We start from the raw sequence: 26856 nt of genomic DNA on the forward strand, positions 1-26856 counted from the left end.
TCAGGGCGCCGCCGGAAGCTGCGGTGCCACCAATCGAAGATGTTTGTGCGGCACAAGCGCTTCCCGCAGCGGCGACCGGATATTCGCCAGGCTCACCAGGCCCCCATCGCTGCGCTTCGGCACCGTCCCACCCGGTCCGATCACCCCTGCTATAGCGTTGTACGGACATCCGCCGTACACTCAAGGTATTCAGACACAAGTTAGGAGGTGCCATCAATGGCTGCGAAAACGGAACGCGTGGAGTTCCGAATGGAAGAGGCGAGCTTGGTGCGCATCCAGCGGGCCGCAAGCGCGGTTCATGAGCAGACATCGGAGTTTGTGCGCAAAGCTGCACTTCAGCGGGCTGAAGATATCTTGCGGCAGGAGCTGGTGACGGTCATGGAGTCTGAACAGTTCGATGCGTTGATGTCCTCGTTGGATGTTGCAGACGCTGCGCCGCGACTGGCTGCGGCCGCACGTAAGCCCGCGGTGTTCAAGAGGCGCTGATGCACTTGGAGTCCGCGCGCCTAGAAGACAACCACATACTTGAGTGGTTCGACTGCGGTAAGGAACCGTTGAACAAGTGGTTGGTCGATGATGCTGCGCGCGCGGACAGCAGTGGCATCGCACATGTCTATGTATGGACTCCGCTCGGTGAGCCCAAGGTTTGCGCCTACTTCGCCATATGCCCGACCGAGGTAGCCCGAAAGGATGATGGGGTACCTGGCAGCCTGGCTGGCGGATACTCCAAAATCCCGGGTTATCTCATAGCGCGATTAGCGCTCGACAGTTCGCTGCACAGAAGCGGCTACGGAGAGCAGCTACTAGTCGACGCCCTCGGCAAGGCTGTAGCCGCATCTGAGATCGGCGGCGGCCGCCTAATCGTTGTGGACGCTATCGATGCCGAGGCGGAGGCGTTCTACGCACATTTCGGCTTTACCCGGGTGAAGAACCGCGAAGGCCGGCTGGTGATGAAGGTTTCCACCGCCGCGAAAGCGCTTGGGGAACGCTGGCGCGACTAGCTGTTCACTGAACGCCTTTGGCTACCACTCCGTATCTCCCCGCATAAACGCCCGTGAATCGTGGTGCCCGCATCTGCATCTAACAGTATGATGCAACCGCGAGATGGTCTGCAGCACAACACTTTAACGAACGAATACGAACGCCAATAACCTCAGAATCGCCAAGCTGAATACGCGGGTTCGATTCCCGTCATCGGCTCCACTATCTGCGCCGCGGATTCGCCAGCATGCGTTCCCGGAGGCTGTCGTAGATCGGCGCCCCACCCGCAAGCTCGGCCACCAGGACGGCCGCCACCGTGGCCGCCAGCATCGGCACGGCCACCGAGGTCGTCGCTGTCATCTCGATCACGATGACAATCCCGGTGACGGGAGCTCGAACCACCGCGCCGAAGAACGCCCCCATGCCGATGATGGCCATCGACACAGCCAGCGTCGGGTGCTCACCGGGCAGCACCGCGTTGGCACCGGCCGCACACACCATCCCCCAGAGCGCGCCGACCGCGAGCAGGGGTGCGAACAGCCCGCCCGGCAGCCCGGTCGAGTACGACAGCGGGCCGGCGAGGAAGCGGACGACGAGGTAGCCGGCCATCACCGTGACGCCGAATTGCGTGCCGCCGAGCAGTGATTGGGTCAGGTCGTCGCCACCGCCGACGGTGTTGGGATCGACGAACATGACCAGCCCGATCAAGGCGCCGACGACCGCTGCCCGCACGATCGGGGGCACCCGGCGCATCGCCGCGGCCCGGTCCAGCAATGCCAACACCAGCCGGTTGTAGAGCAGGCCGAGAATCCCGGTCAGCAGCCCGAAGACTACGAACACCGGTAGCAGTGAAATCGGCTCCGCAGCAAGGTGTTCCACGGAGAAGTCGGGATGGTTTCCGTTGATGAGTCGCGAGCAGCCCACCGCCACGGCGGTGGCGGTCAGGGTCGCCAGCACGATGCGGAAGCGAACCGACTTGCTCACTTCTTCGAGCGCGAACAGGGCACCGCCGATCGGCGCGTTGAAGGCCACTGCCAGACCGGCCCCGCCGAGCGCGGTCTGCATCAGCCGGATGTCGGGGTCAACCAAACGGAACAGCTTCGCAGCGGCGGCGCCGATGGCCGCACCCATGTGCACCGTCGGCCCTTCCCGGCCCAGGACTCCGCCGGATCCGATGGCCAGCAGTCCCCCGACGAACTTCGCCGGCACCAGCCACAGGCCGGCGGGACGGGCAAGGCGCTGGTGGACGGCCTCGACGTGCTGAATGCCGCTGCCCGCGGCGAGCGGCATCCACCGCACGATCAGGGCAGCCAGCGTCGCTCCGAGGGCCCCGACGGCGATCGGTATCAGCCAGCCCGGCCCGGGCAGCCCATGCGCCCAATCGACGAGGTCAACCCGCATGCCGTCCGCCACCCGAAGGCACCAGCGGAACGCGCCGCCGATGATGCCGATCAGCACCCCGGCGATCGCGGCGGTCACGCAGATCAACACCAAGCCGTACCGGGATTCACTCGAATCGTCTTGCCCTGGAGCCTGTTCCGTCATAGGGTCAGAAGCCCTCGACCAATCGGTTCGACATCCTGAGACGGTGCACGCCCCAAGTCTGGCAGAAACCGCCGCCGATAGGACCAGCGGCGTAACGAGACGCGACAATTAAGCGATCACCCGTATGACGTGCCACCACCCTTAGGAGCAATGCATGGCCAGGAACAACCGGACCCGCACGGCGCTTGCCGCGGTCGCCGTTCTGGCCGCCACCGCGATTCCAGCCACTGGTGCCGTCGCCAACGCCACGCCCACCGAGTTTCCCAATGTGGACGCCTACCCCGCCGTCAACCTCCCCGACTACTACGTCACGGCCGCACACCCGTCCGGGGCGCGGTGGAGTTTCAGCACGCCCAGCGGCATTGAGTGTTCGGCATCGATGATCGCCGACCTGGGAATCTATTGCTGGGGCGCGCTCGGCGCGGACGATGACTCCGACCAGGTGTGGGCGTCGCTGGAGAAGGCCGGCCGCTTCAGCACCGCCGAACAGGGCGGGTCCGACTCCGGGACACTGCTACCGGTGGGTTCGAAGATCGAGACCCCCAGCGGCATGGTGTGCGCGGTGCCGACCGCCCAGGAATTGGCGTGCCGGGCCCAGAAGCCGGATTCGTGGCCGGACACTCCCAGCCCCGGGGCACGGCTACAGGAGTACGGCGTCCACGGATTCGTCCTGGAGCCCTCCGGCAGCTGGGCATTCTGAGCCTGCACACTTGGGTTCGCAGTTCCTGGCTATGTTGAGTCAGGAATCCGACCAAAGGAGCGGCCATGGACTCCGACACGATCTGGCGCACCATCGACGAACAACGCGGACTGCTCGCCGATCTCCTCGACACCCTCGATCCCCCACAGTGGGCGACACCGTCACTGTGCACGGACTGGACCGTGCGCGACGTCGCGGTCCACATCACCCACTCGCACGCCAGCCCGACGGATCTGGCCCGGGCGGCGCTCAAGTCGGGCTTCCGGATCGACTCGATGATTCACCGGATGGCGGTGGCCGACAATGCCGATCCGGCTGCCATCACCGCACGGTTGCGTGCGATGGCCGGCTCCCGGCAACATCCGCCGTTGACCAAGGAAGTGGATCCGCTGCTCGACATCCTGGTTCATACCCAGGACATCTGCGTGCCGCTCGGCATCGAGCGTCCGATGCCCACCGACGCTGCCGTCGCGGTCGCGGAACGGTTGTGGCAGATGAAGTTTCCGCTCAGCCCGCGACGCGACCTGCCGGGCTACCGCTTCGTGGCAACGGACGCCGGATTCGCGGCAGGACCTCAGTGGGGGGCACTCCGTGAGGCTCCCATTCGGGATATCGTGATGATGTTCGCGAGGCGGCTCGACGTGCCCGATTCCGAGCCTGACGCCGACAGCGACGACTGAGCGGTCACGATTCGCAGGCGATCCCATCGCCATCGCGGTCGCCCCGCGACCAGTAATCAGCATCGCCCTGCGGAATGTCCCACCGTCCGTCTTGATGCGCTTCTGTGCAGTTGGCGTAGGGCCCGGTGCCGGCGGCAATCGGCGCCAGGCCGGTACCGGCGGCGGCGATCGCGGCGAAGATAAGAAGTGTGCGAATGACCATGAGCCCCACCTGATCTTGATATTAACGTGGACGTAAATCACGCAGAGCGTAGCGGTTCCGTGACGTCGCTCACAACTTTGGTTGCATTCGCAACAACACCGCACACGACGCCGTCGGCCTGCTCAGCCGCGCCGAGGCTCAGACCGCGACTCGATGACCCGTTGCCGCACGACGGGATAACAGGCCAGGCCGACGAGGAGAGCGCAGAGGTGGCCGATGGCCGTGAAGTTCACGTGGACGACGAGGGCCGCCCCGAAACAGACCAAGGCCACGCCGAGGTACACCCATCTCCACGGCCGCGGAATCCGATAGACCAGCACGCCACCCACTCCGACAAGGAAGTAGCTGACCCCGATGTCGCGGGCGTGGACGAGCCGTTCCGGAGCGAGGTGATCGCGGATCGCCAGATACAGCAGACCTTCACTGACGTAGGTAGAAACCACATGCGCGGTCAATCCGACTATCAGCCAACGGATTTGCCCAATCCAGCGCTCAGCGGGTGCGAGGATGAGCGTGAACAGCACCAGGTACGGCGTCCAGAAACGTCCATCGATCCAGAACAGGCTGGTGAACAACACATAGAGCGGATCGGTCTCGAGGTGATGGATGTTGGTCGAGCTCTCCACCAACAGGTCATGCAGCTGTCGTCCGTGCATCTGGCGCTGGACGATCGTGGTGGCCAGCAATGCGACCAACCACAGATACGTCAACGGTGCGCTGAGGACATATCGCCACCCAGCCGTCAACCACTGCTTCAGCTGCACACAACGAGTATGTGCCGGTTATTGCAGACTGCCGATTCTTGTGCGCAACATGTCCGCAAGAAGCTCTGTCTGTCGATCATCGAACCCGATCTCCCCGCACCGATCCGGCCAGTCGGACGCGGTGTCGACAAGGTCGTCGATCATCCTCGTCGTTGCGCGAGGCCTGATGCCGAGACGTTCGCCGGCATCAACGAAGTTGGCCCGAGTCAGCCGATTGGCGCGGCCGAATATATTGAGTGCCATAGGATCCCGCCATCCCAGGTAGGGCTGCGTGCAGAGCAGGGTCGTACGCGGGGGTTGGTTGCCAGACCCCGTCAGGGTCGTAGATCGACAAATTCTTACCGTGCAGGTCGCCATTTCCGATAAGCCAGGAAAATACAACGGTTTTGAGCAATTCGACGGTCGTAGCCACCTTCGAGCCGCCGCCTCGCGCGCATGCCTCAGCAAGGGAGCGGTCACCGACGTAAACGTCCGCTTCGCCCACCTCACGTAAGTCGGGAAGCGTCATCGGGCCGTCGCACTCACGGCGCGCGCTATGCGCGCAATCTCAGGCCTAGCACCCTCGATTTGTGTTTTGGTGCCGGCCATGTCGCTCCTATGCCTGCTATTTAACGCTTAACCCTCAGTCGGCTCGTCGTCCTCGAAGAACTCCCTGATCGCGGCGAATCCCCCATGTCGTGCCGCTTGGTACGCCCAGATGGCCGCGACGATGGGCAGTGGCCCGAATGCCACCCACCACCGCGCCGACGGCGGGACCAGTTCGGCGATCACCTGTGCGCTCGGCCGGCCGTCGACCATGGCGGGCAGCCACTCGTGCAGCAGGATCGTCAGCATCCGCGTCGCCTCGAACGGTCCGGCGATCGTGGCCAGCACCCAACTCAGCGCGCTGATCAGCAGCGCCCACGGCCACGCCAGCAGCAGCGACTGGTCATCGACGATGTCGGCGGCCGAGCGAACCGACTCGGCGACGAATCCGAAGCCCAGCGCGACCAGCAGCACCCCGATCTGGGCAGCCAGCAGATCGTCGAGCACCGAGTTGGCGAGTTCATCGGCGGTGCGGGTCGGCAGCCCGAACGCCAGGGACAGCAGCCCGGCCAACAGCGCCAGCAGCGCCCACGCCGACGCCGAGTCGTCGATCCGCATGAAAGAGGCCGTCAGGATGCGCACCACGAGCCGCGACGAGGTGGCCGGGCTTGTCCGGTACAGCATCATCACCACCAGCCCGGAGATGACGATCGAGGTCAACCAGGCCACCACGGCCGCACAGATGATCACCAGCGCAAACGACCCGATCACCGCAACCAACTGCGAATTCTCGCTTTGACCGTTACGGACGACGAGCAGGGGCACGGAGCCGATCGCGACCACGGCCAGTGTGCGCACCAGGATCGGAAGCGTGAATCCGGCGATGTCGGCGGGGTCGAGGTCGGGATCGCTGCGGCGGATCGCCGCGACCTCGGCGCTCATCACCGATCGCGCCCGCCGAAACGATATTTTGCCGGCCACACCGGGAATCTAAGCTGCGCGCCGGTGCCACCTCGGCTGACACGCTCGACGACCACCGCCGGGAACGGCTCAGCGCAGGTAGGTTTCGCCGCCCGTGGGGTAGCCCCCACCTTTGGTGGTGATGTGGACGTGGTCGTAGTGCCCGTAGCCGCCGCTTCGTGCGCCGCCGTCCGGGGTGTAGTACGTGCCACGCCAGATGCAGTCCTGCAGTCCGAATCGTTTCGCGTTCTTGAATGCGTAGGCGACGATCTCGTCGCCGAGCGCGATGCCCGCCGCGCTGCTCGGGTTGGGAATCATCACGTCGAGCGCCAGGCCGTTCGGATGCCACCTCAAGGAGTCCGGACGTACCCCGCCGATGCTGTGAATTTCGGGGAAATCCGCGCTGATGCTGCGCGCCGCCAGGATGGTCTTGACCTGTAGGCCCCGTTCGGGGGCGATGCCGACGGGGAGCAACTTCGGAATGTCGATCACCCGCCATCGCGAGGCCGCAATCACGTGGGGAGTGACCACTTTCATGCCCGATTCGGGGGCAGGCCGGGGCGGCTGGGCCGGGGCGGGCGGTTTCGCGACCATCTCCATGCCCGAAGGCGCGGCGCCCTCAGGAGCGGGGGCGGCGACGTCTTTGGCCGGCGGTGAATATCCCGTTCCGCCTGCTGCAAATAACACGGCCGCCGGGGCGATCAGCCCAGCCATCACAGCCGACGATTTTCGTCTGCTGCTAGCTACGCGGTGTCGACCCACACGGAGCACCATACGAGCTGCCCCGGGCACTTGCAGCAACGGATCCGTGATCTGAGAGTTTCCACAGAGTCCTGCCAAATTTCACAATTTTACGTTTTCGCTGGTCAGCCAGCTAACTGGCGTGCATTTCCGCGGTGAACGTCATCCGGTCGCCGCGGTACAACGAGCGGCGCTGTTCGATGGGGATTCCGTCCTGGTCGTATGACACCCGATTGAGCAGAAACATCGGGGTTCGGGTGTCGACGGAGAGCAGCGCGGACTCCCGGGAATCCGGCAGGGCGGTGTCGATGGTGTCCACTGTGCGTGCGAACCGAATTCCCCTACTCCGTATCTCTGCGTACAGCGATACCCGGTGATCGAAAGTCTCCCGCAGTCCCGGGTAACGGTCCGCGGGCAGCTTCGTGGTCTCCAGGCCGACCCGGACGTCGTCGGTCGTCAGGACTCGCTCCAGCTGGACGATCGGGGCGCCCACTGCGATCGCGAGTTGAGTCGCCAGAGTCTCGTCCGCGATCAGGTCGGACCAGCCGACGAGGATTCGACCTGCCCTGAGCCCCTGCTCCTTGGCGGCCTCGGTGTAGGACCCGATCGCGAGGGGCTGCAGCACTTTGGGTTTGGACACGACGGTGGTGCGGCCACGACGTTCGACCCGTCCGGCCAGGAGCAGCTCACGCAACGACTGGCGGACCGTTTCGCGTGCGACATTGAACCTTTCGGCGATCTCACGCTCGGACGGGAAAGGGTCGCCGACGTCCATATCGTCGAGAATGCGGTCCAGTTGGGCTCGGACGACCTGGTGCTTGAGAACTCGAGGTTCTGCACTCGCAGTCACCTCGACACCTTACCAATATCTGGTACAGACCATGGTATAGACCAAGAAGTTGACGGCTGTTTACCTGCCGTTCCACCCACGTGTGCCCGCTGGTATAGACCACCGCCCAAGGTAGGTCACGCAGCAGAAAGCCGCATCCGCCGTACGACACCATGCGCCCCTCCGCCCCCGAAAGGTCCAGCGTGTCATGAAGATCCGCACCCGTATCACCACAATCGCCGCCGCAGCCGTCGGTGTCGCCCTCGTCATGTCCGGTTGTTCCGGTTCAGCCGACTCCGACGCACTCACCGCCAAGGGCTTCCCCGAGACCCTCACGCTGGCGGCCATCCCGGCCGAGAACTCGACCGACCTCAAGGCCAGCTACGACCCGCTGATCAAGCTGCTGGAGAAGGAAACCGGCGCCAAGGTCGAATTCGTCCAGGCTTCCGACTACGCCAGCGTGGTCGAGGGACTGATCGCCGACAACGTCGACCTCGCGTTCTTCGGCCCCTTCGCGTACGTGGTGGCCGGCATCAACGGCGCCGACATCACCCCGGTGGGCGCCGTCATCAAAGACGAGGGCACGCAGCCCGGCTACCAGTCGTACGGTCTGGCGCGCCCTGACGAGTCGAACATCAACGGCCTCAAGGACTTCGCGGGAAAAAAGGTCTGCTTTGTCGATCCGGGTTCGACTTCCGGATTCCTCTACCCCACCGCCGGGCTGATCGAGGCCGGCGTCATCAAGTCCGGCACCGAGGCCGACATCTCCGCGGCGATGACACCGATCTACGCCGGCGGTCACGACTCCTCGGCGTTGGCGATTGCTTCCGGTGACTGCGATGCCGGATTCGCCTTCGACACCATGGTCGACAAGACGATGATCGCCAAGGGCGATCTCAAGCCCGGGCAGCTCAAGACAGTCTGGAAATCGGACATGATCGCCGGATCGGTGTTCGCCGCCAACAACTCCCTCGGCACCGAAGCCGTCGACAAACTCAAGTCCCTGTTCACCGAGAAGGTCAACGTGAAAAACCTTCAGGCCGAGGGGTTTTGTGAGGGCGACGGCTGCCGGATCACCGATGAGCGCGCATGGGGCTTTGTGCCGGTGGATGATTCCGCCTACGGCGGTGTGCGTCACGTGTGCGAGGTGACCGGTTCCGACAAGTGCAAGGGCTGACCGCAGATGTGCTCCTCCGGGCCCGACCAGCCGGTTGCCGGTGACGATCTCGTCGTCATCGCGCGCGACGTCACCAAGCGATTCGGCGACACGGTCGCATTGGACCACGTATCCCTCGAGGTGCGGCGCAGCGAACTGGTTGTGCTGCTGGGCCTCTCCGGCTCGGGCAAATCCACGCTGCTGCGCTGCCTCAACGGACTGCAACCGGTGACCTCGGGCAGCGTCGAAGTCGGCGGCACCCGCGTCGACCAGGCCTCCGTCCGGAAGGTCCGCGCGCTGCGACGCAACGTCGGCTTCGTCTTCCAGCACTTCAACCTGGTCGGGCGGCTGAGCTGCCTGGAGAACGTCCTCATCGGCAGCCTCGGCCGAATGCGGTTGCCCCGCTACGGCACGCTGACCTATCCCAGGCAGATGCGCATCGAAGCGCTCACCCATCTGGACCGGGTCGGGCTGGCCGACTTCGCCGATCGGCGCGCCGACACCCTTTCCGGCGGTCAGCAGCAGCGCGTCGCGATCGCACGCACGTTGATGCAGAAACCCGGACTGCTGTTGGCCGATGAGCCGGTGGCGTCTCTGGACCCCGAGAATGCCGGTGTCGTCATGGATCTGCTGTTCCGCGTCTGCATCGAGGAGAAGCTGACCGTGGTGTGCACACTGCACCAGGTCGATCTCGCCCTGGGCTGGGCCCATCGCCTCGTCGGGCTGCGCAACGGCCAGAAGGTTCTCGACCGGCCGGCGGTCGGCATGACCCGGGAGGACGCGATGCGGATCTACCAGCGGGTCGATCCCGCGGTCACCGGCTCCTCCGCCACCCCGTCATGAACACAGACCTCGCCGAGCGACCGGCGACCGACCGCAGACCGGGCGTCCCCGGGCTGCTGCACCTCATCACGGTCGTCGCGCTCATCGCCGCCATCGTCTCGGCGTGGTCGATCGACTTCGCACCCTTTACCCTGCTCGACGGCGTCGACGAGGTGGTGGCCCTGCTGGAACGGATGGTCCCGCCCCGGCTTGACGACCCGGGCCGCATCGCCGGACTGGCCGTCGAGACACTGCTGATGGCCGTGCTGGGCACCGTGCTGGCGACCGTCGTCTCGGTGCCGCTGGCGTTCCTGGCCGCCGGCAACACCACGCCACACCCCGCCGTTCACGCGGCGGCCCGCGGCCTCATCACGTTCTGCCGGGCGATGCCTGACCTGCTGTTCGCGGTGCTGTTCGTCCGTGCGCTCGGAATCGGGGTATTGCCAGGGATTCTCGCTTTGGCACTGCACTCCATCGGCATGCTCGGAAAGCTGTTCGCCGACGCCATCGAGCAGTCCGACAACCGCCCCCGCGAAGCCGTCCGCAGTACCGGGGTCGGCTACTTCCGCGAGATGCTCAACGCCGTCGTCCCGCAGGTGATCCCGGCGTGGATCGGCACCTTCGTCTATCGGGTGGACATCAACCTGCGCACCTCGGTGGTGCTGGGATTCGTCGGCGCAGGCGGCATCGGCTTCGCGCTGCAGGATGCGCTGCGCGGCTTGATCTATCCTCGTGCCCTCGGCATCGTCTGTGTGATCCTGGCCATCATCGCCGCGATGGAACTGCTGTCCATCGTCATGCGCCGGATGTTGCTGACACCCGCACAGTCGAATCCCGGCCGTGACCGCGCCGTCCGCTTCGCTTTCACGGGCCTGCTCATCGGCGCCTGCGTCGCGGCGTTCGTGGTGTTGCGGATCAATCCGCTGTCGCTGTTGACGTGGGTGGGTCCGTCGATCGAGATCTTCACCCGGATGGTGCCGCCCAATTTCGACGCCCTGGGGTCCGAGTTGTTCAGCGCCGCCGCCCAGACCGTGGCGATCGGTGTGGTGTCGACGGCCATCGGCATCGTGCTCTCCGTGCCGGTCGGCATCCTCGCCGCCCGCAACGTCACACCCCACCCGGCGTTGTACTGGGCGGCCCGGACCTGGATCCTGTTGGTACGTGCGGTCCCCGAGCTGATCCTGGCCGTCGTGTTCGTCGCAGCGCTGGGCCTCGGACCGATCGCAGGCACGTGCGCGCTGGCCATCGGGTCGGTGGGCTTTCTCGCGAAACTCGTCGCCGATGCCGTCGAAGAGATCGATCCCGGCCCGATGGAAGCGGTCCTGTCGGTCGGTGGCGGTTGGTGGAAGACGTTGTTCGCCGCGGTGATTCCGCAGGCGATGCCGGCGCTGGTGGGGTCGAGCCTGTACCTGTTCGACGTCAACGTACGCACGTCGACCATCCTCGGCATCGTCGGTGCCGGCGGCGTCGGCTACCTGTTGTTCGAGTCGATCAGGACACTGAACTTCGATGTGGCGGGCGCCATCGTGATCGTCATCTTCGTCATCGTCTATGCCATCGAGCGGTTGTCGGGATGGATCCGTTCACAACTCGTATGACGGTGGCGCCACCGACAGTCGTCACGCCGCGCGCAGCCCGGTGACCGCGAACAGTTCGACATCGGCGACATGCCCGCCGGTCCACACCACGAGCGTCAGGGCACCTGGTTGTGGGGGCGTTGTCATGGTGATCGGCACCGACCACGGCCGGGCCTGCCCTCCGGCGGCAGTACAGCAGTGCTCGGCGAGCGCCCCCTCGTGGCCGAGTTGGTGGACCCGCAGCTGGAGGCTCTCGTCGACTCCGGTGATCGTGCCACCCGTCGCGATGGTCGGCCCGACGGTCGCACCGTATGCGGGTTCTTCCAGCGTCAGCACGTCATCGCGGGTACCAACGACCTCCCACGGTGCGCCCGGGTCGGCGCCGAAGCGGGCCAGGTGGATCGTGGCCGCGGTCCTCGGTTTGCCGTTGGGCAGCAGGTGCCCGACCCCGACCCATGCCTCGCCGTCTTCTTCGGTGACACCGGTGGTCCGATCGATCTCGGCGAAGCCCAGGTAGTTCTGGCTGAAGAAGAGCGCCGTTGCCGCGGCGTCGGCGTGCCAGGGCGAATGGCCCTGTTCAGCACCGCCGTGTGACCAGCGGTCGGCCTCCTCCTGGGAACCGAACGGCCACAGCGGAAGATAGCTGAAAGCGAAGGGCTGTGACGGGGCGGGAGTTGCGTTCACCGCACCGCATGCGACGAGCAGCACCGTGAGCGCCAGGCACCATCCGATGGTGACACATCGATACCTGCCCGCCATCGGTGACCGATCAGCCCTGGAAGACCCTGATCCAGTCGACCAACATCTCGGCCGGATAGTCGCCCCCACTCGGATCGCGGCCGCCGGAGCCGCCGACCGCGATATTGAACACCGGCACCATGGTGTAACCCGGATCGTTGAATGGCCAGTCCGCCAACGAGTTTGCCGGGACCTCGAAGTACGGCTCCATGCCAGGGGCATAGTCTTTCCAGAAATACATCCCCTGCGGCGTCCACGACATGCGCCAGGTGTGCCACCCACTGTCGATGTCATGCGGGTTGGTGGCGAACGACTCACCGTCCAGCCGGGCGTGCACGGTGGTGCCCGACGGCCAGTCCCGGTTGCCGTACCACTCGACGAGATCAACCTCGCCACCACGGACCGGATTATCGTTGAGCAGCCAGAATGCCGGCCAGGCACCGTCCGTCAGACAGTTGAGCTTGACGCGGGCCTCCCAGGTGGTGCCGACGCCGCCGCGCCAGTTCCCCACAACTTTGGCGCTGGCATATTTTTCCTGAACCGTGGTGCCCGGCCCGCGCGTCGCGCGGATCACGAGGTTGCCGTTGCCGTCCTGGAACGCGTGTTCCTGATCGGTCACATACCGTCCCATGTTGAACGGCTTGTCCCACTCGACCGGATTCTTGATGGTCTCGCGCTCCGGCACCAGATGCCACCAGGCCGGATCGGGCGGCGCCCCTGCCGGACCGTTGAATTCATCCTGGAAAATGAAGGTGGGAGCTGCCTCGGCAGCCGGCGGAGTGGGCGTTCCGGGTGCAGGCGCCGCCGGCCCCGGTCCGGGTGGGTTATCCCCGATAACCGGGTCAGCACTGGCGATCCCAGCAGGCAGCGCCGCCGCTGCCACCCCCAGACCCACCATGAACATCACACTGCGACGATCCATTTCAGGCACAGCCACACAATAGATGGGCTGCCGAGGATACGGCGTATTTGGGTGGCGGAACACGTTGGCGACCGCGTCGTCATTCGTTGCTGCGCGACGCCGTCAGAGTTTCGTCATAGTCACCACGAAACCCCCGTTGGCCAAGGCAGATTCGCCCTGAACTTTTGCTCATCCTGCGTTACACAGGAGAAACATCGGCCGTTCAGGTTGCGAACCGTGAATTTTCCCGAAAGATGCTCGACAACCGGCCGACATGGCGTACAGCTGTATCGGGAAATGTCCGGGTTGAAACCCAAGGGGAATAGATGATCTTGCCGCGCAGAGCGCTGACCGTTGCCACCATTGCCACCCTGGCCGTATTCGGGGCGGCCGGATGTGGCGGCGGAGGCGGGGGCGGGAGCTCCAGCGCCAAGGACGGCGGCGAGATCAACGTCACCATGACCTCGTTCCCCGACTACATCGACCCACAGTTGTCCTACACGCTGGAGGGCTGGGAAGTCCTCTACGACACCTACACCCCGCTGCTCACCTATCGGCATGCCAAGGGGGTCGACGGCGCGGAGGTGGTGCCCGGCTTGGCCAAAGCCATGCCCGAAGTCTCCCCCGACGGCAAAACCTACAAGCTGACGCTGCGGCCGGACATGAAGTATTCCGACGGAACACCCATCAAGGCCTCCGATTTCACCTACGCGATCCAGCGGTTGTTCAAGACGAACTCCGGCGGCTCGGTGTTCTACGGCGTCATCGTGGGCGCCGACGAGTACGCCGAGGGCAAGGCCGACACCATCAGCGGAATCAAGACCGACGACGCCACCGGTGACATAACCATCACTCTCAAAGATGCCAACGGCACCTTCGACAACATCCTGGGGCTGCCGTTCGCCGCACCGGTGCCGCCGAGCACCCCGCTGGACAAGGATGCGACCAACAACCCGCCGCCGAGCAGCGGGCCGTTCACCATCACGAAGGTCGACGCACCACACACCGTGACGCTGGAACGCAATCCGCAGTTCCAGACAGTCAAGGACGCAGGCGCCGACGAGGTGGCCGATGCGCATGTCGACAAGATCATCGTCACCCAGAACAAAAGCAACAGTGCGCAGGTGACCGGCGTCGAACAGAACAAGATCGATTTCATGCACGATCCGCCGGACGCCGATCGGCTGCCCGAGGTCAAGGCCCGGTTCAGCGACCGATTCCGGATGGAGGATTCGATCAACACCTACTACTTCTGGATGAACACCCAACAGGCCCCGTTCAACGATCTACGGGTCCGCCAGGCGATCAACTATGCGATCGACCCGGAGGCCCTCAACCGCGTCTTCGGTGGCCGACTGCACCCGACGCAGCAGATCCTGCCGCCCGGGATGCCCGGATACGACGAGTACAAGCTCTATCCGACTGATCTGAACAAGGCCAAACAGCTTATCGCCGAGGCCAATCCGGCCGACCGTGATATCACCGTGTGGACCGACGATGAGCCCGACCGCAAGCGGATCGGCGAGTACTACCACGATGTGCTGACCCAGCTCGGCTTCAACGCAACGCTCAAAGTCATTGCCGGCGATGTCTATTGGACGACGATCGGCAACCAGACCACCCCGGATCTCGATACCGGGTTCGCCGACTGGTTCCAGGACTTTCCGCACCCCGACGACTTCTTCCGTCCGTTGATCAACGGCAAGAGCATCCTGCCGACCAACAGCAACAACTTTTCGCGAATCAACATCCCCGATCTCGACGCCAAGATGGATCAACTGCGAAATCAACAGATGTCGGATGACGTCAAGAAGGGTTACGCGGATCTGGACCGTGCCTACATGGAGCAGGCAGTGTGGGCACCGTACGGCAACGAAGAGTTCACCACCTTCCTGTCGGATCGGATGGACTTCGACACCAGCTACCACCATGTGCTGTTCAACCAGGACTTCACCTCGTTTGCCCTGAAATGACGGTGGTTGCGGTCGAGGGGCGCAGTCCCTGGTACCTGGCATGGGTCCGGCTGCGCCGCAACAAGTTGGCACTCGCGTGCGGTGTTCTGTTCGTACTGATCGTGCTGCTCTGCCTGGCCGCCCCGCTATGGGCCGACCACGTGGCGCACACGTCCCCCAACGAGAATCACATCACCGACAAGGTCCTGATCGACGGGGCTCAGACCAACGTCGTATCGCCCGACGGCACCCCGATCGGGCCGGGTCTGCACGGCCGGTACCTGCTCGGTGCCGACCAGAATGGCCGTGACGTCATGGTGCGGTTGCTCTATGGCGGTCGCACCTCGATCTACATCGGCCTGGCCGCGGCCGTCACCACGACGGTGCTGGCAGTGGTCATCGGACTGCTTGCCGGGTATTACCGAGGCTGGGTGGACGCGGTGTTGTCCCGGATCATGGACGTGGTGTGGGCGTTTCCGGTACTGCTGCTGGGGATTGCGCTGGGTACGGCACTGGCACTCGGCGGGCTGAAACTCGGCCCGATCCAGGTGGCAGGCGACTCGATCTGGATCCCGATCCTCATCATCGGCTGCGTCTACGTGCCGTATATGGCACGGCCGATCCGCGGTGAGGTGCTGGCCCTGCGACAAAAGGAGTTCGTCGAGGCGGCAGTCGCCATGGGCAAGGGGCCGCTACGCATCATGGTTTCGGAATTACTGCCCAACATCATCTCGACAATCATCGTCTTCTTCACCCTCAACATCGCCAACAACATGCTGCTGGAATCGGCGCTGTCGTTCCTCGGCGCCGGGGTGCGCCCGCCCAACGCGTCGTGGGGCACGATGATCGCCGACGGCTATCAGACCATCTACACCGCGCCACATCTGACGATCGTGCCTGGTTTGATGATCGTGGTAACGGTGCTGGCGCTCAACGTCTTCGGGGACGGGCTGCGCGATGCGCTCGATCCGAAGGCCAAAATCCGGCTGGAGCACTGAACAATGATCCGGTTTGTCGTCCGACGCGTGCTGGGCATGATCGCGGTCCTGTTCGCGATCTCCCTGCTGGTGTTCGTCATCTTCAACGTGATCCCCAACTCCGATCCCGCGGCCCGCATCGCCGGCAAGAACGCGAACCCGGAGCTCATTGCCCGAGTCAGCCACGACCTCGGCCTCGACCGGTCGATACCGGTGCAGTACCTGACCATGATGAAGCAGATCCTCACCGGTCAGCTCACCTCGTACGCCAGCGACCGCAATGTGGCCCAACAGATCTGGGAGGGTCTGCCCGCCACGATGTCGTTGTGCATCGGTGCGGCGGTGTTGTGGATGGCTCTGGCCATCTGGTTCGGATATCTCAGCGCGGTGCATGCGGGCAAGTTCACCGACCGGGCGCTGACCATTCTGTCGCTCGTCGGCATCTCGATGCCGGTGTTCTGGCTGGCCGCGATTCTGCTGTACTTCCTGACCTACAAGGTGGAGTTGTTTCCCGCCAGCAGCTACGTGCCGCTCACCGAAGATCCGGTGCAGTGGATGTATCATCTGATCCTGCCGTGGATTACGCTGGCGGTGCTCTTCGTCGGGTTCTACAGTCGGGTCCTGCGGACCAATATGCTCGATGTCGCCAACGAGGACTACGTGCGCACTGCCCGCGCCAAGGGCATCAAAGAGCGGCAGGTGCGGTTACGTCACATCCTGCGCAACTCGCTGATCCCGATCGTCACCTTGTTCGGACTCGATTTCGGCGCGGTGGTGGGCGGGGGCGCCATCCTCACCGAAACCGTGTTCAACATCAACGGAGTCGGCCTGTATGCCGGCGAGGCGATCCGCACGCTGGACCTGCCACCGCTGATCGGGGTGACGATGTACGGCGCATTCTTCATCGTGCTGTTCAACACGATCGTCGATCTGCTCTACGCCTATCTCGATCCACGCATCCGGCTCGGAGAGGCAGCCGCAATATGAGTGCAGTTCTTCAGGTCACCGATCTGCAGGTCAGCTTCACCACCGAAGGTGGTGTCGTGCGGGCGGTCGACGGTGTCTCTTTCACGCTGAACCCCGGCGAGATCCTCGCTGTGGTCGGCGAATCCGGATCCGGCAAGAGCGTCACCGCGCAGACGCTGATCGGCCTGACCCGGGGCCACAACGCGGTCATCGAAGGCTCGGTCGATTTCGGCGGCCGCGAGATCAACGGTCTCGACGGCGACGCACTGCGCGACATCCGTGGTGAGCACATCGCCATGGTGTTCCAGGACCCGATGACCTCGTTGAATCCGGTGTACCGGGTCGGTGATCAGATCATCGAGATGATCCGGGCGCACCGCGATGTGTCGAAGGTCCAAGCCCGCGCACAGGCGGTGGAACTGCTACGGGCGGTGGGTATCCCGCACCCCGAGCACCGGGTGTCGGATTACCCGCACGAGTTCTCCGGCGGCATGCGCCAGCGCGTGATGATCGCGATGGCGCTGGCGCTGGAGCCCGAGGTGCTCATCGCCGACGAACCGACCACGGCTCTCGATGTGACCGTGCAGGCCCAGATCCTCCGTCTGGTAGAACAACTCAACCGCGACCGGGAACTCGCGGTGCTCCTCATCACCCACGATCTCGGTGTCGTCGCGGAGGTCGCCGACCGCGTTGTGGTGATGTACGCCGGCCAGATCGTCGAGAACGGCACACTCGATGAGATCTTCTACGATCCGCAGCACCCCTACACCTGGGGCCTGCTTGGCTCGCTACCCCGGGTGGAGGATTCCCGTCCGGTGCGGCTGCCGCAGATCCCCGGGCAGCCGCCGTCGCTGCTCAACCCACCGGCCGGCTGCCGGTTCGCGCCCAGGTGCGCGCACCGGTTCGACAAGTGCGCCGAACCCCCGCCGCTGCAGAACCCCGATGGCGGAACCCATCTGAACCGCTGCTGGCTGAACCCCGCCGACAAGAGGAACCTCCGGTGACCGCGCTGCTGGAAATGACCGATCTGGTCAAGCATTTCCCGATCAAGTCCGGTGTCGTCATCGACCGTGAGGTGGCGCGGGTGCGGGCGGTCGACGGCGTCAGTCTGACCCTGAACCGGGGCGAGACGCTGGGACTGGTCGGCGAGTCGGGTTGTGGCAAGTCGACCCTGTGCCGCGTCATCCTGCAGCTGACCAAGCCCACCTCGGGTTCGGTCCGCTTCGATGGCGAGGAGCTCGTCGGCCGGTCACAGCGCGACCTGCGCCCGATCCGCCGCCAGATGCAGATGATTTTCCAGGACCCGTACGCCTCGCTGAATCCACGCAAACGGATAGGCCAAATCGTCGGTGACCCAATGGAACTGCACGGTCTCGCCAGTGGTGGGCAACTGCGGCGGCAGGTGCACGAACTGCTGGAGCGGGTGGGCCTGCAGGCTGAGCACTACAACCGCTATCCGCACGAGTTCTCCGGGGGGCAGCGCCAGCGGATCGGGATCGCCAGAGCCTTGGCGCTGAGACCCAAGCTCATCATCGCCGACGAGCCCGTCTCGGCGCTCGACGTATCGGTGCAGGCCCAGATCATCAACCTGCTCAAGGACCTTCAGTCCGACTTCGGGTTGTCATACCTGTTCGTCGCGCACGATCTGGGGGTGGTCCGCCACGTCTCGAACCGCGTCGCGGTGATGTACCTGGGAAAGATCGTCGAGAACGCCGATGCGGACGGCCTGTACGGCAAGCCGTTGCACCCGTACTCGGGCGCCCTGCTGTCGGCGGTGCCCATTCCCGATCCACGTCGTAATGCGGCGCGCGAGCGGTTGGTGCTCGACGGCGACGTACCCAGCCCGATCAATCCGCCTGCGGGCTGCAGTTTCCACACCCGCTGCCCGTGGTGCTCCGAGGTGTGCCGCAGCGAGGCGCCGGCCCTGATCGACCACTCCCCTGGACACGCGGCCGCGTGTCATCATCCCCGCGGATAACCGTCAAGGGTACGGCTGGAACGGATTCTGCGGCTGCTGCGGGTACTGGGGGTATTGCGGGTATTGCGGGTATTGCGGCTGCGGCGGTCCCGTGTTCGGCACCTGAATAGGGATGGGCACCGGTACGAACGGCACCGTGACGTAGCTCGTGGTCATCGGATTCGTCGTGGTGGTCGTTGTTGTCGGCGTCGTCGTCGTGGTGGTCGGCGTCGTCGTCGTGGTTGTTGTGGTGGTTGTCGTCGTTGTTGTGGTCGTCGTCGGAGGCGTTGTCGTGGTGGGGGCCACGTGGGTGGTGGTCACCGGTGGCGGCGGAGGCGGCGGGGCCTCCTCGGTCACCGTGACGGGCGGGGGTGGTGGGGCCTCGGTGACCGTCACCGGGGGCGGTGGCGGTGGCTCGACCACACTGGGCACGGGTTCCTGGGTCAGCGGCTTCGGTTCGGCTGTGCGGACTTCCGATGTGGGCGCGCTGCCCGACGAGCCCGTCAGCGCATAGGCGACGCCGCCGATGGCGATGAGCACCAGCACCGCGGCGATGCCGAACGCCGCCAACGGCAGCCGCTGCCAGATACCGGGAGGCGTTTCGATCGGCCCGGTGGGCGGCACGTACTGCACCGCCGGTCGTGCGGAAGTCTCACTGCCGTAGGACTCCATCGAGTCCGGGCCGGTGTAGGGCACCACATCGTCGCCGTGGTCGTCCTGCGACCAGGCCAGCGCCCGGAAGGTGGATGAATCCGCCGCTGCCGCAGGTATTTCGAGAGCCGGCTCAGTGACCGGCGCAGCAGCGACGCCCAACGTCGGCGCCGCACCGGTCATCGCGTCGGAGTCGGCCGCATAGGCGGCGTAGAGCGCGGCGCCGATCGCGCCATCCAGCGCGGGCTGCGGTGTCGTCACCACCACCGCGCGGGAATGCTCCGAGATCCGTTGGGTGATCAGGGGAATGTTGGCACCGCCACCGATGGTCACCACCGCCGACACTGCCGCCCAGTTGATCCTGTTGCGCTCCAACGCATTTTCCAGCGCATCCAACGCACCGGTGAGCGGCTGCTGCATCAGCGCATCGAGTTCGTTGCGGGTGACGCGCACGGTCTCGGAATAGCCGGGCAGTTCGGCCACCAGGTCGGTCGCGGTCACCGCCGACAACCGCTCCTTGGCCTGACGGCATTCTTCACGCAGCCGCGCGAGTGATCCGACGGCCGCAGTACCGGCGGGGTCGATGCCCCCGGCCTGGGCGATGCCGTCGAGCACATGGGTCAGCAGGGCCTGGTCGATCTGATCACCGGAGAAATCCGGGTAGCGGGTCGTCTCGTCCATCGGCTCGAACGAGACGGCGGCATCGGCGAGCGTGATACTGGTGCCCCCGCCGCCGAAATCCATCAGCGCCACCACCCCGTCGGGCGGCAAGCCGGGGTTTGCCCGCAAGGCCGTCAGTGAGGCGACCGCGTCGGAGACCAGCCGCGCCCGCGCCAGGCTCGGATTGGTGCGCAGCGCATTGCGCAACGCACGCAGCGTGGGTGCGCCCCAGTGCGCCGGGACCGCGACGGACAACTGCGACGATGGCCCGCCCGCGGTCTCGACCATGGCGTCCAACGCCTCGACCAGCAGGGTGTCCGCCGGGTAGGACGATCCGTCGGGCGCCACGAGCGGCACCGGATCGCCGACGCGTTCGACGAACCCGCCCAGGGTGATGCCGTGTCCGGGTTCGGGCACGCCGACCTGCGGCGTCCGGTCTGTCGACAGCGTCAACACCGATCGCCGGCTTATAGGTTGATTGCCGACCCGCGCCGCAACCAAGTTGGTGGTCCCGATCGACAACCCCAACGGGGTAATCTGCTCAACCATGGTCAACATCCCCGAACGAGCTGGTCAGCTCCGGATTCTCGGAGCTGTAAGGCTCTCCAAGCTGACAGATGAATCGACCTCTCCTGTTCGTCAGCGTGAGCGTATCCAGTGGTGGGCATCCGGCAACGATGCCACGGTTACCTATGTGTCCGAAGACATGGACACGTCCGGGGCGGTTGATCCATTCAAACGCGAGTCGCTCGGTAAGTGGCTGACCGACACTCCTCCAGAGCCTTGGGATGTGCTGGTCGCTTGGAAGCTCGACAGGATCTCACGGTCGTCTATGGACACCGAGACTTTGCTCAGGTGGTGCCTAGATCGAGGCAAGCGCATCGTTTGCGTAGACGACGGTATCGACACCGATACACAGATGGGTCAGGTGTGGGTAAAGCTCGCGTCTATCTTCGCCGAGGTCGAACGCAACTCGATCAAAGAGCGCGTTGTTCAAGCCCGTAAGAAACTTCGGTCTGAGAGCCGTTGGGGCGGCGAAACGGTCCACTACGGACTCAAACCACAACCGCTACCTACAGGCGGCTGGGAGCTGGTTCACGACGCCGAGGCGGTCAAGGTAATCAGGCGCATAGTCGCTGACGTATCACGGGGTGACTCCGTCCAGTCCATCGCCGAACGGCTCACAGCTGAAGGCGTGCCGTCGTCTCGGGACCGGCAACGCCAGCTGCAAGGCAAAGAGACGACCGGCGCAGCTTGGAGTACCACGACGCTCCACCGGCTGCTGGAGTCCAAGACTCTGCTGGGGTACACCGTCCACCAGGGCGATGCAGACCCCGAAGTGATGAAGTCCGAACCGATCCTCACCGCCTCTGAGTTCCGACAGCTACAGGCGGTCCTAGACCTTCGCAAGCGTCCGAAGACGACCAACCGCACCGGCAACGCAAGTCCGCTGCTCGGTGTTGCGTTCTGTTTGGAGTGCGGCAGCTCGATCCACCAAAAGTCACAGGTAGCCAAAGGGAAGCGTTACCGCTATTACTACTGCTCATCGAAACCACAGCACGGTGGGAAGATACCCGCCGAGTGGCTGGAAGAGGTTCTAGAGGAAACGTTCCTAGACAAATTGGGAGACACCGAGGTTCACGAGCCGGTCATCGTGCCGGCGTCAGATCACACCGACGAACTCGACTCAGCGCGAATGCAGCTAGAGGTGGTCACCGGGGTGATGCGTAAGTCGTCATCGCTCGCGGTACTGGAGACGCTCGCAGAGCAGATAGCAGAGCTGGACACTCGCATCGTTGAGCTTGAGGCCCTACCGGTCCAACCGACCCGTACCGAGCACGTCCCCACAGGACGGACGTACTCGCAGGATTGGGAGGACTCAGACACGGACGCTAAACGGCGACTGTTGCTGGACTCTGGTATTCGCTACGAAGTCCTACTAGAGGGCAGGACTAGAGCCGCCAACCAAGGCGGTACATTCAAGAGCAATCTTCATGTGCCGGAAGATATTCGGGACAGGATGACGAAGCGCTAACGGGCTCACCACGTAGAGCTGTCTCACTTGTGCCATGGCCATCTCAGAGGCATACGAAGCGGAAACCACCGGCCTGTTGCGCGGATGATTTTTTCGGCTTCTTTGGGGTTTAGATGCGTGATCAACGCCGAGAACCCTAGCCATGCACAAAACGTAAAAGCCGAAGTCGCAGAGATAGCAATTGCAAAGCCCGTAGCGGTCATGCAGCAGACGTTAAACAACAAACGCGACACGACGGTCAATTGCTTCAGCGATGCAGGCAAATATGTGGATAGCCGGGCACCTGGGAATAAACTACGTTTCCAAAATATCGGCTGGTCAGACGGGTGCCAGGGTGTTGACTGCCACCAATGCGGCAGTCACCGCAGGTCTGGTCGAACTCGGTGAGCACCCCGTAGTGGTTCGTATCTCCGATCCGTTATCGGAGTTGCGAGCTGATTCAGTTCCCCGACGGACGGGCGGATAGGCAGGGAGAATCTCTTGATGCCCGAAGAAGCACCCCGCAGGTGGCGCGGCGTTCGCGTTGTCACCGGCGGAGACCTCCAGATAAGCGGCCTTTCGATCACGGTCGATGACGAAGGCCAGGTCTCGATGGGCCAACCCCGTGTCAAGATCCGGACCGACATGTGGCCGTACTGGCTCGAAGATGCGATTGACGCGGCAGGGGTGGCGTGCCAGGTGGCAGACCAAATTCCAGGGAGAATGTCCCTCTTCGATGCCGCCGAAGCTGACGAGGACAAACATCGGATCGACCGCGAGATAGATCGGCTGATGATCCGCGAATTACGAGCAACCATGCGGGCGATCACGGCATCCGCCTTTGCCATCGACGCCTTCTACGCAACCGTCAAAGAACGGTGCGGCCCCCATCCGCACGACAGTTTGTGGCGTACCAAGGGAACGTCTCGAAAGAAGCGGATTACGGAGACCCTGAGGTACCATATGAACATCGAGCCGGCCAACGTGCTCGGGCTTAAATCCTGTGTAGCGCAGGTATTTACGTTCCGAGATCAGGCTGTCCACATGGCTGCGAAGTTTCGCGAACCTGCTGGGCGGTTAGATATCCGGTCGAGTGTAGATTGGCACTTCCACATCTTCCGGCGTGAAAACGGCGTCAATGCAGTTCATTTCACCGTGATGGTAATGGATTATCTTGTGCACATAATGGAGCAAAGCGGCGAGGACCTTGCTAAGTGCAAACCACTAGCGGTGGAGAGGATGGGTTGGATACTCCACGCTTACCAGCAGGTTGACGGTCTGCCGGCATTTCAGAACATCAATCATCCGATCGCACCTTAACGCCGCCGTACGATGTCAAGCTTCGGACAGCGCAGCTTCGTTCAGCGTCGCAGCTTTAGGAGTAACCCGACCACCCGCACGCCCAGGAGAACGTTCCAGAAGGCCCTTGCGTGTTGCCTGCCAGAGGTGGTTCTTTATCGCCGCTGCGCTTTTACCGGCGACTTCCGCCAAGTGCTGTAGTGGCTTGTCCTGTCCTTGGTTTACCGCTGAGACATACGCTCTCGCCAGAAGCGCCAGATAAGTCTCAGACGACGGACCATCCGCCGCGTGCTCAATGAGCAAGGCATCCATCTTCTCATCGCCACGCTTCCGCGATTTGTCCCAGCGTTTGGAGCTCTCGATCTGTCGACGCAGCTTCTCGGCTGCGTACTTGAAATCAACCTCACGCAGCACGGTCTGAGACAGCCCGCCAGGCGGGCAACTATCGGGATCTGACGGATAGATGACCAGGACCGCCGGCCCGCCCTGCGTCACGCCTTCCGGCCATTGCATCGCCAGGACCCATTCCATGTTCGGCCCAACGTCCGTCGTGACGGTGTAGTCGTCCTCGTTCACCTGCCATTTAGCCATATAGACACACTAGCATGGTTAACCTGTTTGACATACCAGTCAGACATGCCGTACATTCATATTTGTCAGCGACGACGACGAAGTTTGAAAACTGAACAGAGACCGAGCGGGTAGGTGAAGTCCCGCACAGACCAACGGGTCCAGATGTCCCGTTGGGAGGGACGAGCGAACCGCGCTCGCAGACCGGGCCGGCGACTGCCACGGGCGACAACAGGAGAACGCCCCGACCTGGATAAGGCAGATCAACCGAACCATTAGGAGACACAACACATGACCACAATCGAACTACCCGACAAACCGTGCTGGTTGCACGCTGTAGCGATCAACACGCCAGAAGGCGGGCGGCTAGCTGTACGCCGCAGCATCCACGTCAAAGACGATTCTCCGCAGTACCAACCAGTGCTGGTCTACATCGAGCAGAACGGGCTGACGCTTCGAGAGCGTGCGGTACACCGTGATACGACGATGGTCGGTTACCGGGCCGAGCACCTTGTGTACGAGGTCGCAGCGTGAGCCAGACCCCCGCTGTAGCGGCATTCTGGTCGCCAAACCACCTCAAGACGCTCTATCGAGTCTCGACACCGACGAACTCGAAGCGGCTCATCTTCAATGCCGAGGAACTAGCTTCGCTCGGTGCTCAGATCAACCATGTGCTCGGAGGCACCAGCGTTGACCGCGCAGGGTAGCCAGAAGTTCTCGAAGTTGAACTGGCTGAAACGGACCAACGGTCACAAGTTCAAGCCTGCTGAGTTCCGTGTGCTGATAGCCATCTACAGCCACACCGACGGGGAGGGCCGGAACTCGTTCCCAGGCCTTGACCGAATCGCCGAGGAAGCGTGCATAACCAAGACCACGGCATCCGCAGCGGTAACGGCACTCAAAGCCAGGGGATGGATTGAGGAGGTTTCACGCGGTAGCGGGCGGTCGAAGTTGAACTCTGTTTTCGAGTTGATCCGTGACGCTCCGGACTCCAAAGGTTCGGCGTACCGGGAACTTAATAGTTCGGCATACGCGGAACCACATAGTTCGGCGTACGACGAACCCAATCAGGTCCTGGTATCAGATCATCTAACAGGTCATAGAGAGCTTCGGGTCACCGAAGACCCGAAACATGACGGTATCCAGTCGCTGAGCTTGGTGGCTCAGCTCCCGATGGAGGAAAGAAGACATACAGAGCCTGCGGCTCTAGGTGAGGCTGCCGAACCTACGGCAGCCGAACTAGAAGGCGCTGGTCTTATCTCTTCCCCGTCTTGGGCAAGCGGCCAACAGGTTCCTTGGCCGCGAGCCAAGCCGCTCCCAGTCGATCCTTGGATCTTGGACCCCAGTGGTCATCCAACCGTGCGCTACGTGGATGACGAGACCGGAGAACCGTTCGAGTTCACACCCGGCGAACTGCCAACCCTTGCTGAACACTTACTCATGGAAAGCAACAACTGAAGATGACACCCAAAGGCCGGAAACGGCATCGAGAACCGTGGCAGGACGTTCTAGACGAGCTCGTGGAACATCCCGGTAAGTCGAACGGCAAGCCCGAAGCTGTAGCCCAAAGCGTCAGCGTGGACGACACCCTGGAGTCCGAGCGGGCAACGCAGGACCACCACGGTGGGCTGTCCAAGGTGGTTGACCTAGACGACCGTGGACGACGGTTCGAAGTCGAGCAGGCCCCTTGGATACCAGGGGACGATGGAGACGACAACCCCGATTACGCGCAGCTCAAGTCCAAGCGTGTTGGATCGTCGGACACCGACCAACGTTTCGACGCCGACAAGGTTGATCCGAAGACGTTCAACACAGATGACCCTGTCCAGCTGAAGCCCAGCGTCATCGGTAATACCGCAGCGCAGATGATCGACGCTGGTCACGGATTCATGGTGGACGACCAACAGTCACGACCGTGGAAGACGGCCAAACGCACACACTGCGCCTACTGCGGTGGGGAGATGTCACCGCCCGATGTGGACAAGTACAAGTGTGAGTTTGAACCGATAACCGCGCCCGGTGCCGCGTGCAAGTGTTCCGGGTGCACCCTGCGGGAGCTGGTATCACGTGGAGATGCACGCAACGTGGGCAATCCTCGTAAGTATTGCGGAAAGCCCTGCGCCAAACTCGCAGACAGCGAGCGGGGCCGGTGGAGAACTGCTGTCAAAAGAGCACAGAAGCGCGGGGAGGAACCGCCCCCCGAGCCGGAGGACAAAGGTCTCAAGTTCGTTCAGTGGTTTGGGCTGAGGTCCAGCATCGAAGGCGCAGGGCATCGGTACACAGCGAGCACGGCCAGCGGCCTAGCTCCGGGAATACCGCGAGTATGACCGAACCCGACGAAGTATTCCGTAACAGGTAGAGGGAGATATACCACTCCCCCTCTCGGTTTGGTCGAGACGACAGTCTGCGAGTCCCCTCCTGGGCGCGCGGGCTGTTGGCTCCCCCGAGCGATTCGGCGAAGCCGTCTCCCCCAGAGGGAGAATGTTCCGCTTCTCCCGCCGACCAAACACCGAAGATCGCCCCTGGCCTAGAGCCGGGGGCATTTTCATTTGTCCAGATTCATCCGCGCGTATGAGAGGGGAGACGCATCAATGGAAATCGCTACATGCCCGTGGCGTGTTCCCGGTGAATGAGTCCCACCAGTTTTAGAGTCCTGTAGCCCGATGTCGGGCGAGAAGGGACGATGAAA

The 26856-nt window shown here is 63.5% G+C and carries 28 protein-coding genes; 17 read left to right on the plus strand and 11 right to left on the minus strand.

Annotated elements, in window-relative coordinates:
• Positions 1-216: 216 nt before the first annotated feature.
• On the plus strand, positions 217-486 hold the full coding sequence (locus tag M1247_RS32090) for a type II toxin-antitoxin system TacA family antitoxin (RefSeq protein WP_317160473.1): 270 nt from the start codon (positions 217-219) through the stop codon (positions 484-486).
• Positions 486-1001, plus strand: a complete 516-nt coding sequence (locus M1247_RS32095; protein ID WP_317160474.1) for a GNAT family N-acetyltransferase — start codon at positions 486-488, stop codon at positions 999-1001. The genes M1247_RS32090 and M1247_RS32095 overlap by 1 nt, the downstream gene beginning before the upstream one ends.
• Before the next feature lie 202 nt (positions 1002-1203).
• Here M1247_RS32095 and M1247_RS32100 read toward each other — a convergent pair whose 3' ends face one another.
• Positions 1204-2526, minus strand: coding sequence for a H(+)/Cl(-) exchange transporter ClcA (locus M1247_RS32100; RefSeq protein WP_317160475.1), 1323 nt, complete (start codon positions 2524-2526; stop codon positions 1204-1206).
• Positions 2527-2680: 154 nt separating this feature from the next.
• On the opposite strand from M1247_RS32100, the gene M1247_RS32105 reads away from it, so the two are divergent.
• Positions 2681-3226 (plus strand): hypothetical protein, encoded by a 546-nt coding sequence (locus M1247_RS32105; protein ID WP_317160476.1) that lies wholly within the window; start codon positions 2681-2683, stop codon positions 3224-3226.
• Positions 3227-3291: 65 nt separating this feature from the next.
• Positions 3292-3906: a maleylpyruvate isomerase family mycothiol-dependent enzyme gene (locus M1247_RS32110; RefSeq protein WP_317160477.1), complete on the plus strand. Its 615-nt coding sequence runs from the start codon at positions 3292-3294 to the stop codon at positions 3904-3906.
• Positions 3907-3910: 4 nt separating this feature from the next.
• Here the strand turns inward: M1247_RS32110 and M1247_RS32115 are convergent, their stop codons facing one another.
• The 6 genes from M1247_RS32115 to M1247_RS32140 all read right to left on the minus strand — a co-directional run bounded on the left by M1247_RS32115 (position 3911) and on the right by M1247_RS32140 (position 7948).
• The gene (locus M1247_RS32115; protein WP_317160478.1) at positions 3911-4108 is read right to left on the minus strand and encodes an excalibur calcium-binding domain-containing protein; all 198 of its coding nucleotides are present in this window, start codon (positions 4106-4108) and stop codon (positions 3911-3913) included.
• A 122-nt stretch (positions 4109-4230) separates the two neighbouring features.
• Entirely contained in the window at positions 4231-4866 is a 636-nt protein-coding gene (locus M1247_RS32120) for a rhomboid-like protein (protein WP_410506977.1), read from the minus strand.
• 193 nt (positions 4867-5059) lie between these two features.
• Positions 5060-5380, minus strand: coding sequence for a HipA domain-containing protein (locus M1247_RS32125; RefSeq protein WP_317160480.1), 321 nt, complete (start codon positions 5378-5380; stop codon positions 5060-5062).
• A 107-nt stretch (positions 5381-5487) separates the two neighbouring features.
• Positions 5488-6339, minus strand: coding sequence for a hypothetical protein (locus M1247_RS32130; protein ID WP_410506978.1), 852 nt, complete (start codon positions 6337-6339; stop codon positions 5488-5490).
• A gap of 108 nt (positions 6340-6447) precedes the next feature.
• Positions 6448-7119 (minus strand): VldE C-terminal domain-containing protein, encoded by a 672-nt coding sequence (locus M1247_RS32135; RefSeq protein ID WP_317160482.1) that lies wholly within the window; start codon positions 7117-7119, stop codon positions 6448-6450.
• A gap of 112 nt (positions 7120-7231) precedes the next feature.
• The gene (locus tag M1247_RS32140; protein ID WP_317160483.1) at positions 7232-7948 is read right to left on the minus strand and encodes a GntR family transcriptional regulator; all 717 of its coding nucleotides are present in this window, start codon (positions 7946-7948) and stop codon (positions 7232-7234) included.
• Positions 7949-8135: 187 nt separating this feature from the next.
• On the opposite strand from M1247_RS32140, the gene M1247_RS32145 reads away from it, so the two are divergent.
• From M1247_RS32145 to phnE, 3 genes are read left to right on the plus strand one after another with little or no spacing between them, the layout of a single operon-like run.
• Complete coding sequence (locus M1247_RS32145) at positions 8136-9104, plus strand: phosphate/phosphite/phosphonate ABC transporter substrate-binding protein (protein ID WP_317160484.1); 969 nt, start codon at positions 8136-8138, stop codon at positions 9102-9104.
• A 6-nt stretch (positions 9105-9110) separates the two neighbouring features.
• Entirely contained in the window at positions 9111-9926 is an 816-nt protein-coding gene (gene phnC, locus M1247_RS32150) for a phosphonate ABC transporter ATP-binding protein (RefSeq protein WP_317160485.1), read from the plus strand.
• Positions 9923-11503 (plus strand): phosphonate ABC transporter, permease protein PhnE, encoded by a 1581-nt coding sequence (phnE, locus tag M1247_RS32155; protein WP_317160486.1) that lies wholly within the window; start codon positions 9923-9925, stop codon positions 11501-11503. The genes phnC and phnE overlap by 4 nt, the downstream gene beginning before the upstream one ends.
• Positions 11504-11524: 21 nt before the next feature.
• Here the strand turns inward: phnE and M1247_RS32160 are convergent, their stop codons facing one another.
• Complete coding sequence (locus M1247_RS32160) at positions 11525-12166, minus strand: hypothetical protein (RefSeq protein WP_317160487.1); 642 nt, start codon at positions 12164-12166, stop codon at positions 11525-11527.
• An 85-nt stretch (positions 12167-12251) separates the two neighbouring features.
• On the minus strand, positions 12252-13142 hold the full coding sequence (locus M1247_RS32165) for a glycoside hydrolase family 16 protein (protein WP_317160507.1): 891 nt from the start codon (positions 13140-13142) through the stop codon (positions 12252-12254).
• A gap of 305 nt (positions 13143-13447) precedes the next feature.
• Here M1247_RS32165 and M1247_RS32170 point away from each other — a divergent pair, with 305 nt between their 5' ends.
• The 5 genes from M1247_RS32170 to M1247_RS32190 are packed head-to-tail and all read left to right on the plus strand — an operon-like array spanning position 13448 to position 18994.
• Positions 13448-15094: an ABC transporter substrate-binding protein gene (locus tag M1247_RS32170; RefSeq protein ID WP_317160488.1), complete on the plus strand. Its 1647-nt coding sequence runs from the start codon at positions 13448-13450 to the stop codon at positions 15092-15094.
• Positions 15091-16071, plus strand: a complete 981-nt coding sequence (locus tag M1247_RS32175) for an ABC transporter permease (protein ID WP_317160489.1) — start codon at positions 15091-15093, stop codon at positions 16069-16071. Before M1247_RS32170 ends, M1247_RS32175 begins: the two co-directional genes overlap by 4 nt.
• Positions 16072-16074: 3 nt before the next feature.
• Positions 16075-17037, plus strand: a complete 963-nt coding sequence (locus M1247_RS32180; RefSeq protein WP_317160490.1) for an ABC transporter permease — start codon at positions 16075-16077, stop codon at positions 17035-17037.
• Positions 17034-18020: an ABC transporter ATP-binding protein gene (locus tag M1247_RS32185; protein WP_317160491.1), complete on the plus strand. Its 987-nt coding sequence runs from the start codon at positions 17034-17036 to the stop codon at positions 18018-18020. Before M1247_RS32180 ends, M1247_RS32185 begins: the two co-directional genes overlap by 4 nt.
• Complete coding sequence (locus M1247_RS32190; RefSeq protein WP_317160492.1) at positions 18017-18994, plus strand: ABC transporter ATP-binding protein; 978 nt, start codon at positions 18017-18019, stop codon at positions 18992-18994. The genes M1247_RS32185 and M1247_RS32190 overlap by 4 nt, the downstream gene beginning before the upstream one ends.
• Positions 18995-18997: 3 nt before the next feature.
• Here the strand turns inward: M1247_RS32190 and M1247_RS32195 are convergent, their stop codons facing one another.
• Entirely contained in the window at positions 18998-20833 is a 1836-nt protein-coding gene (locus M1247_RS32195; RefSeq protein ID WP_317160493.1) for an Hsp70 family protein, read from the minus strand.
• On the opposite strand from M1247_RS32195, the gene M1247_RS32200 reads away from it, so the two are divergent.
• Complete coding sequence (locus tag M1247_RS32200) at positions 20832-22319, plus strand: recombinase family protein (RefSeq protein WP_317160494.1); 1488 nt, start codon at positions 20832-20834, stop codon at positions 22317-22319. The genes M1247_RS32195 and M1247_RS32200 overlap by 2 nt on opposite strands.
• 483 nt (positions 22320-22802) lie before the next feature.
• Positions 22803-23618 carry a hypothetical protein gene (locus M1247_RS32205; RefSeq protein ID WP_317160495.1) on the plus strand — a complete coding sequence of 272 codons (816 nt, stop codon included), beginning with the start codon at positions 22803-22805 and terminating at the stop codon, positions 23616-23618.
• Between the two features lie 15 nt (positions 23619-23633).
• Here M1247_RS32205 and M1247_RS32210 read toward each other — a convergent pair whose 3' ends face one another.
• Entirely contained in the window at positions 23634-24188 is a 555-nt protein-coding gene (locus M1247_RS32210) for a hypothetical protein (protein WP_317160496.1), read from the minus strand.
• Positions 24189-24458: 270 nt separating this feature from the next.
• On the opposite strand from M1247_RS32210, the gene M1247_RS32215 reads away from it, so the two are divergent.
• The 3 genes from M1247_RS32215 to M1247_RS32225 all read left to right on the plus strand — a co-directional run bounded on the left by M1247_RS32215 (position 24459) and on the right by M1247_RS32225 (position 26494).
• A complete protein-coding gene (locus M1247_RS32215; RefSeq protein WP_317160497.1) occupies positions 24459-24701 on the plus strand; it encodes a hypothetical protein in 243 nt (80 codons plus the stop codon).
• Positions 24702-24821: 120 nt separating this feature from the next.
• Positions 24822-25625, plus strand: a complete 804-nt coding sequence (locus M1247_RS32220; RefSeq protein WP_317160498.1) for a helix-turn-helix domain-containing protein — start codon at positions 24822-24824, stop codon at positions 25623-25625.
• Between the two features lie 119 nt (positions 25626-25744).
• A complete protein-coding gene (locus M1247_RS32225; protein WP_317160499.1) occupies positions 25745-26494 on the plus strand; it encodes a hypothetical protein in 750 nt (249 codons plus the stop codon).
• Positions 26495-26856: the final 362 nt, after the last annotated feature.

The organism is Mycobacterium appelbergii (assembly GCF_032883035.1).
Lineage (GTDB): Bacteria > Actinomycetota > Actinomycetes > Mycobacteriales > Mycobacteriaceae > Mycobacterium > Mycobacterium appelbergii.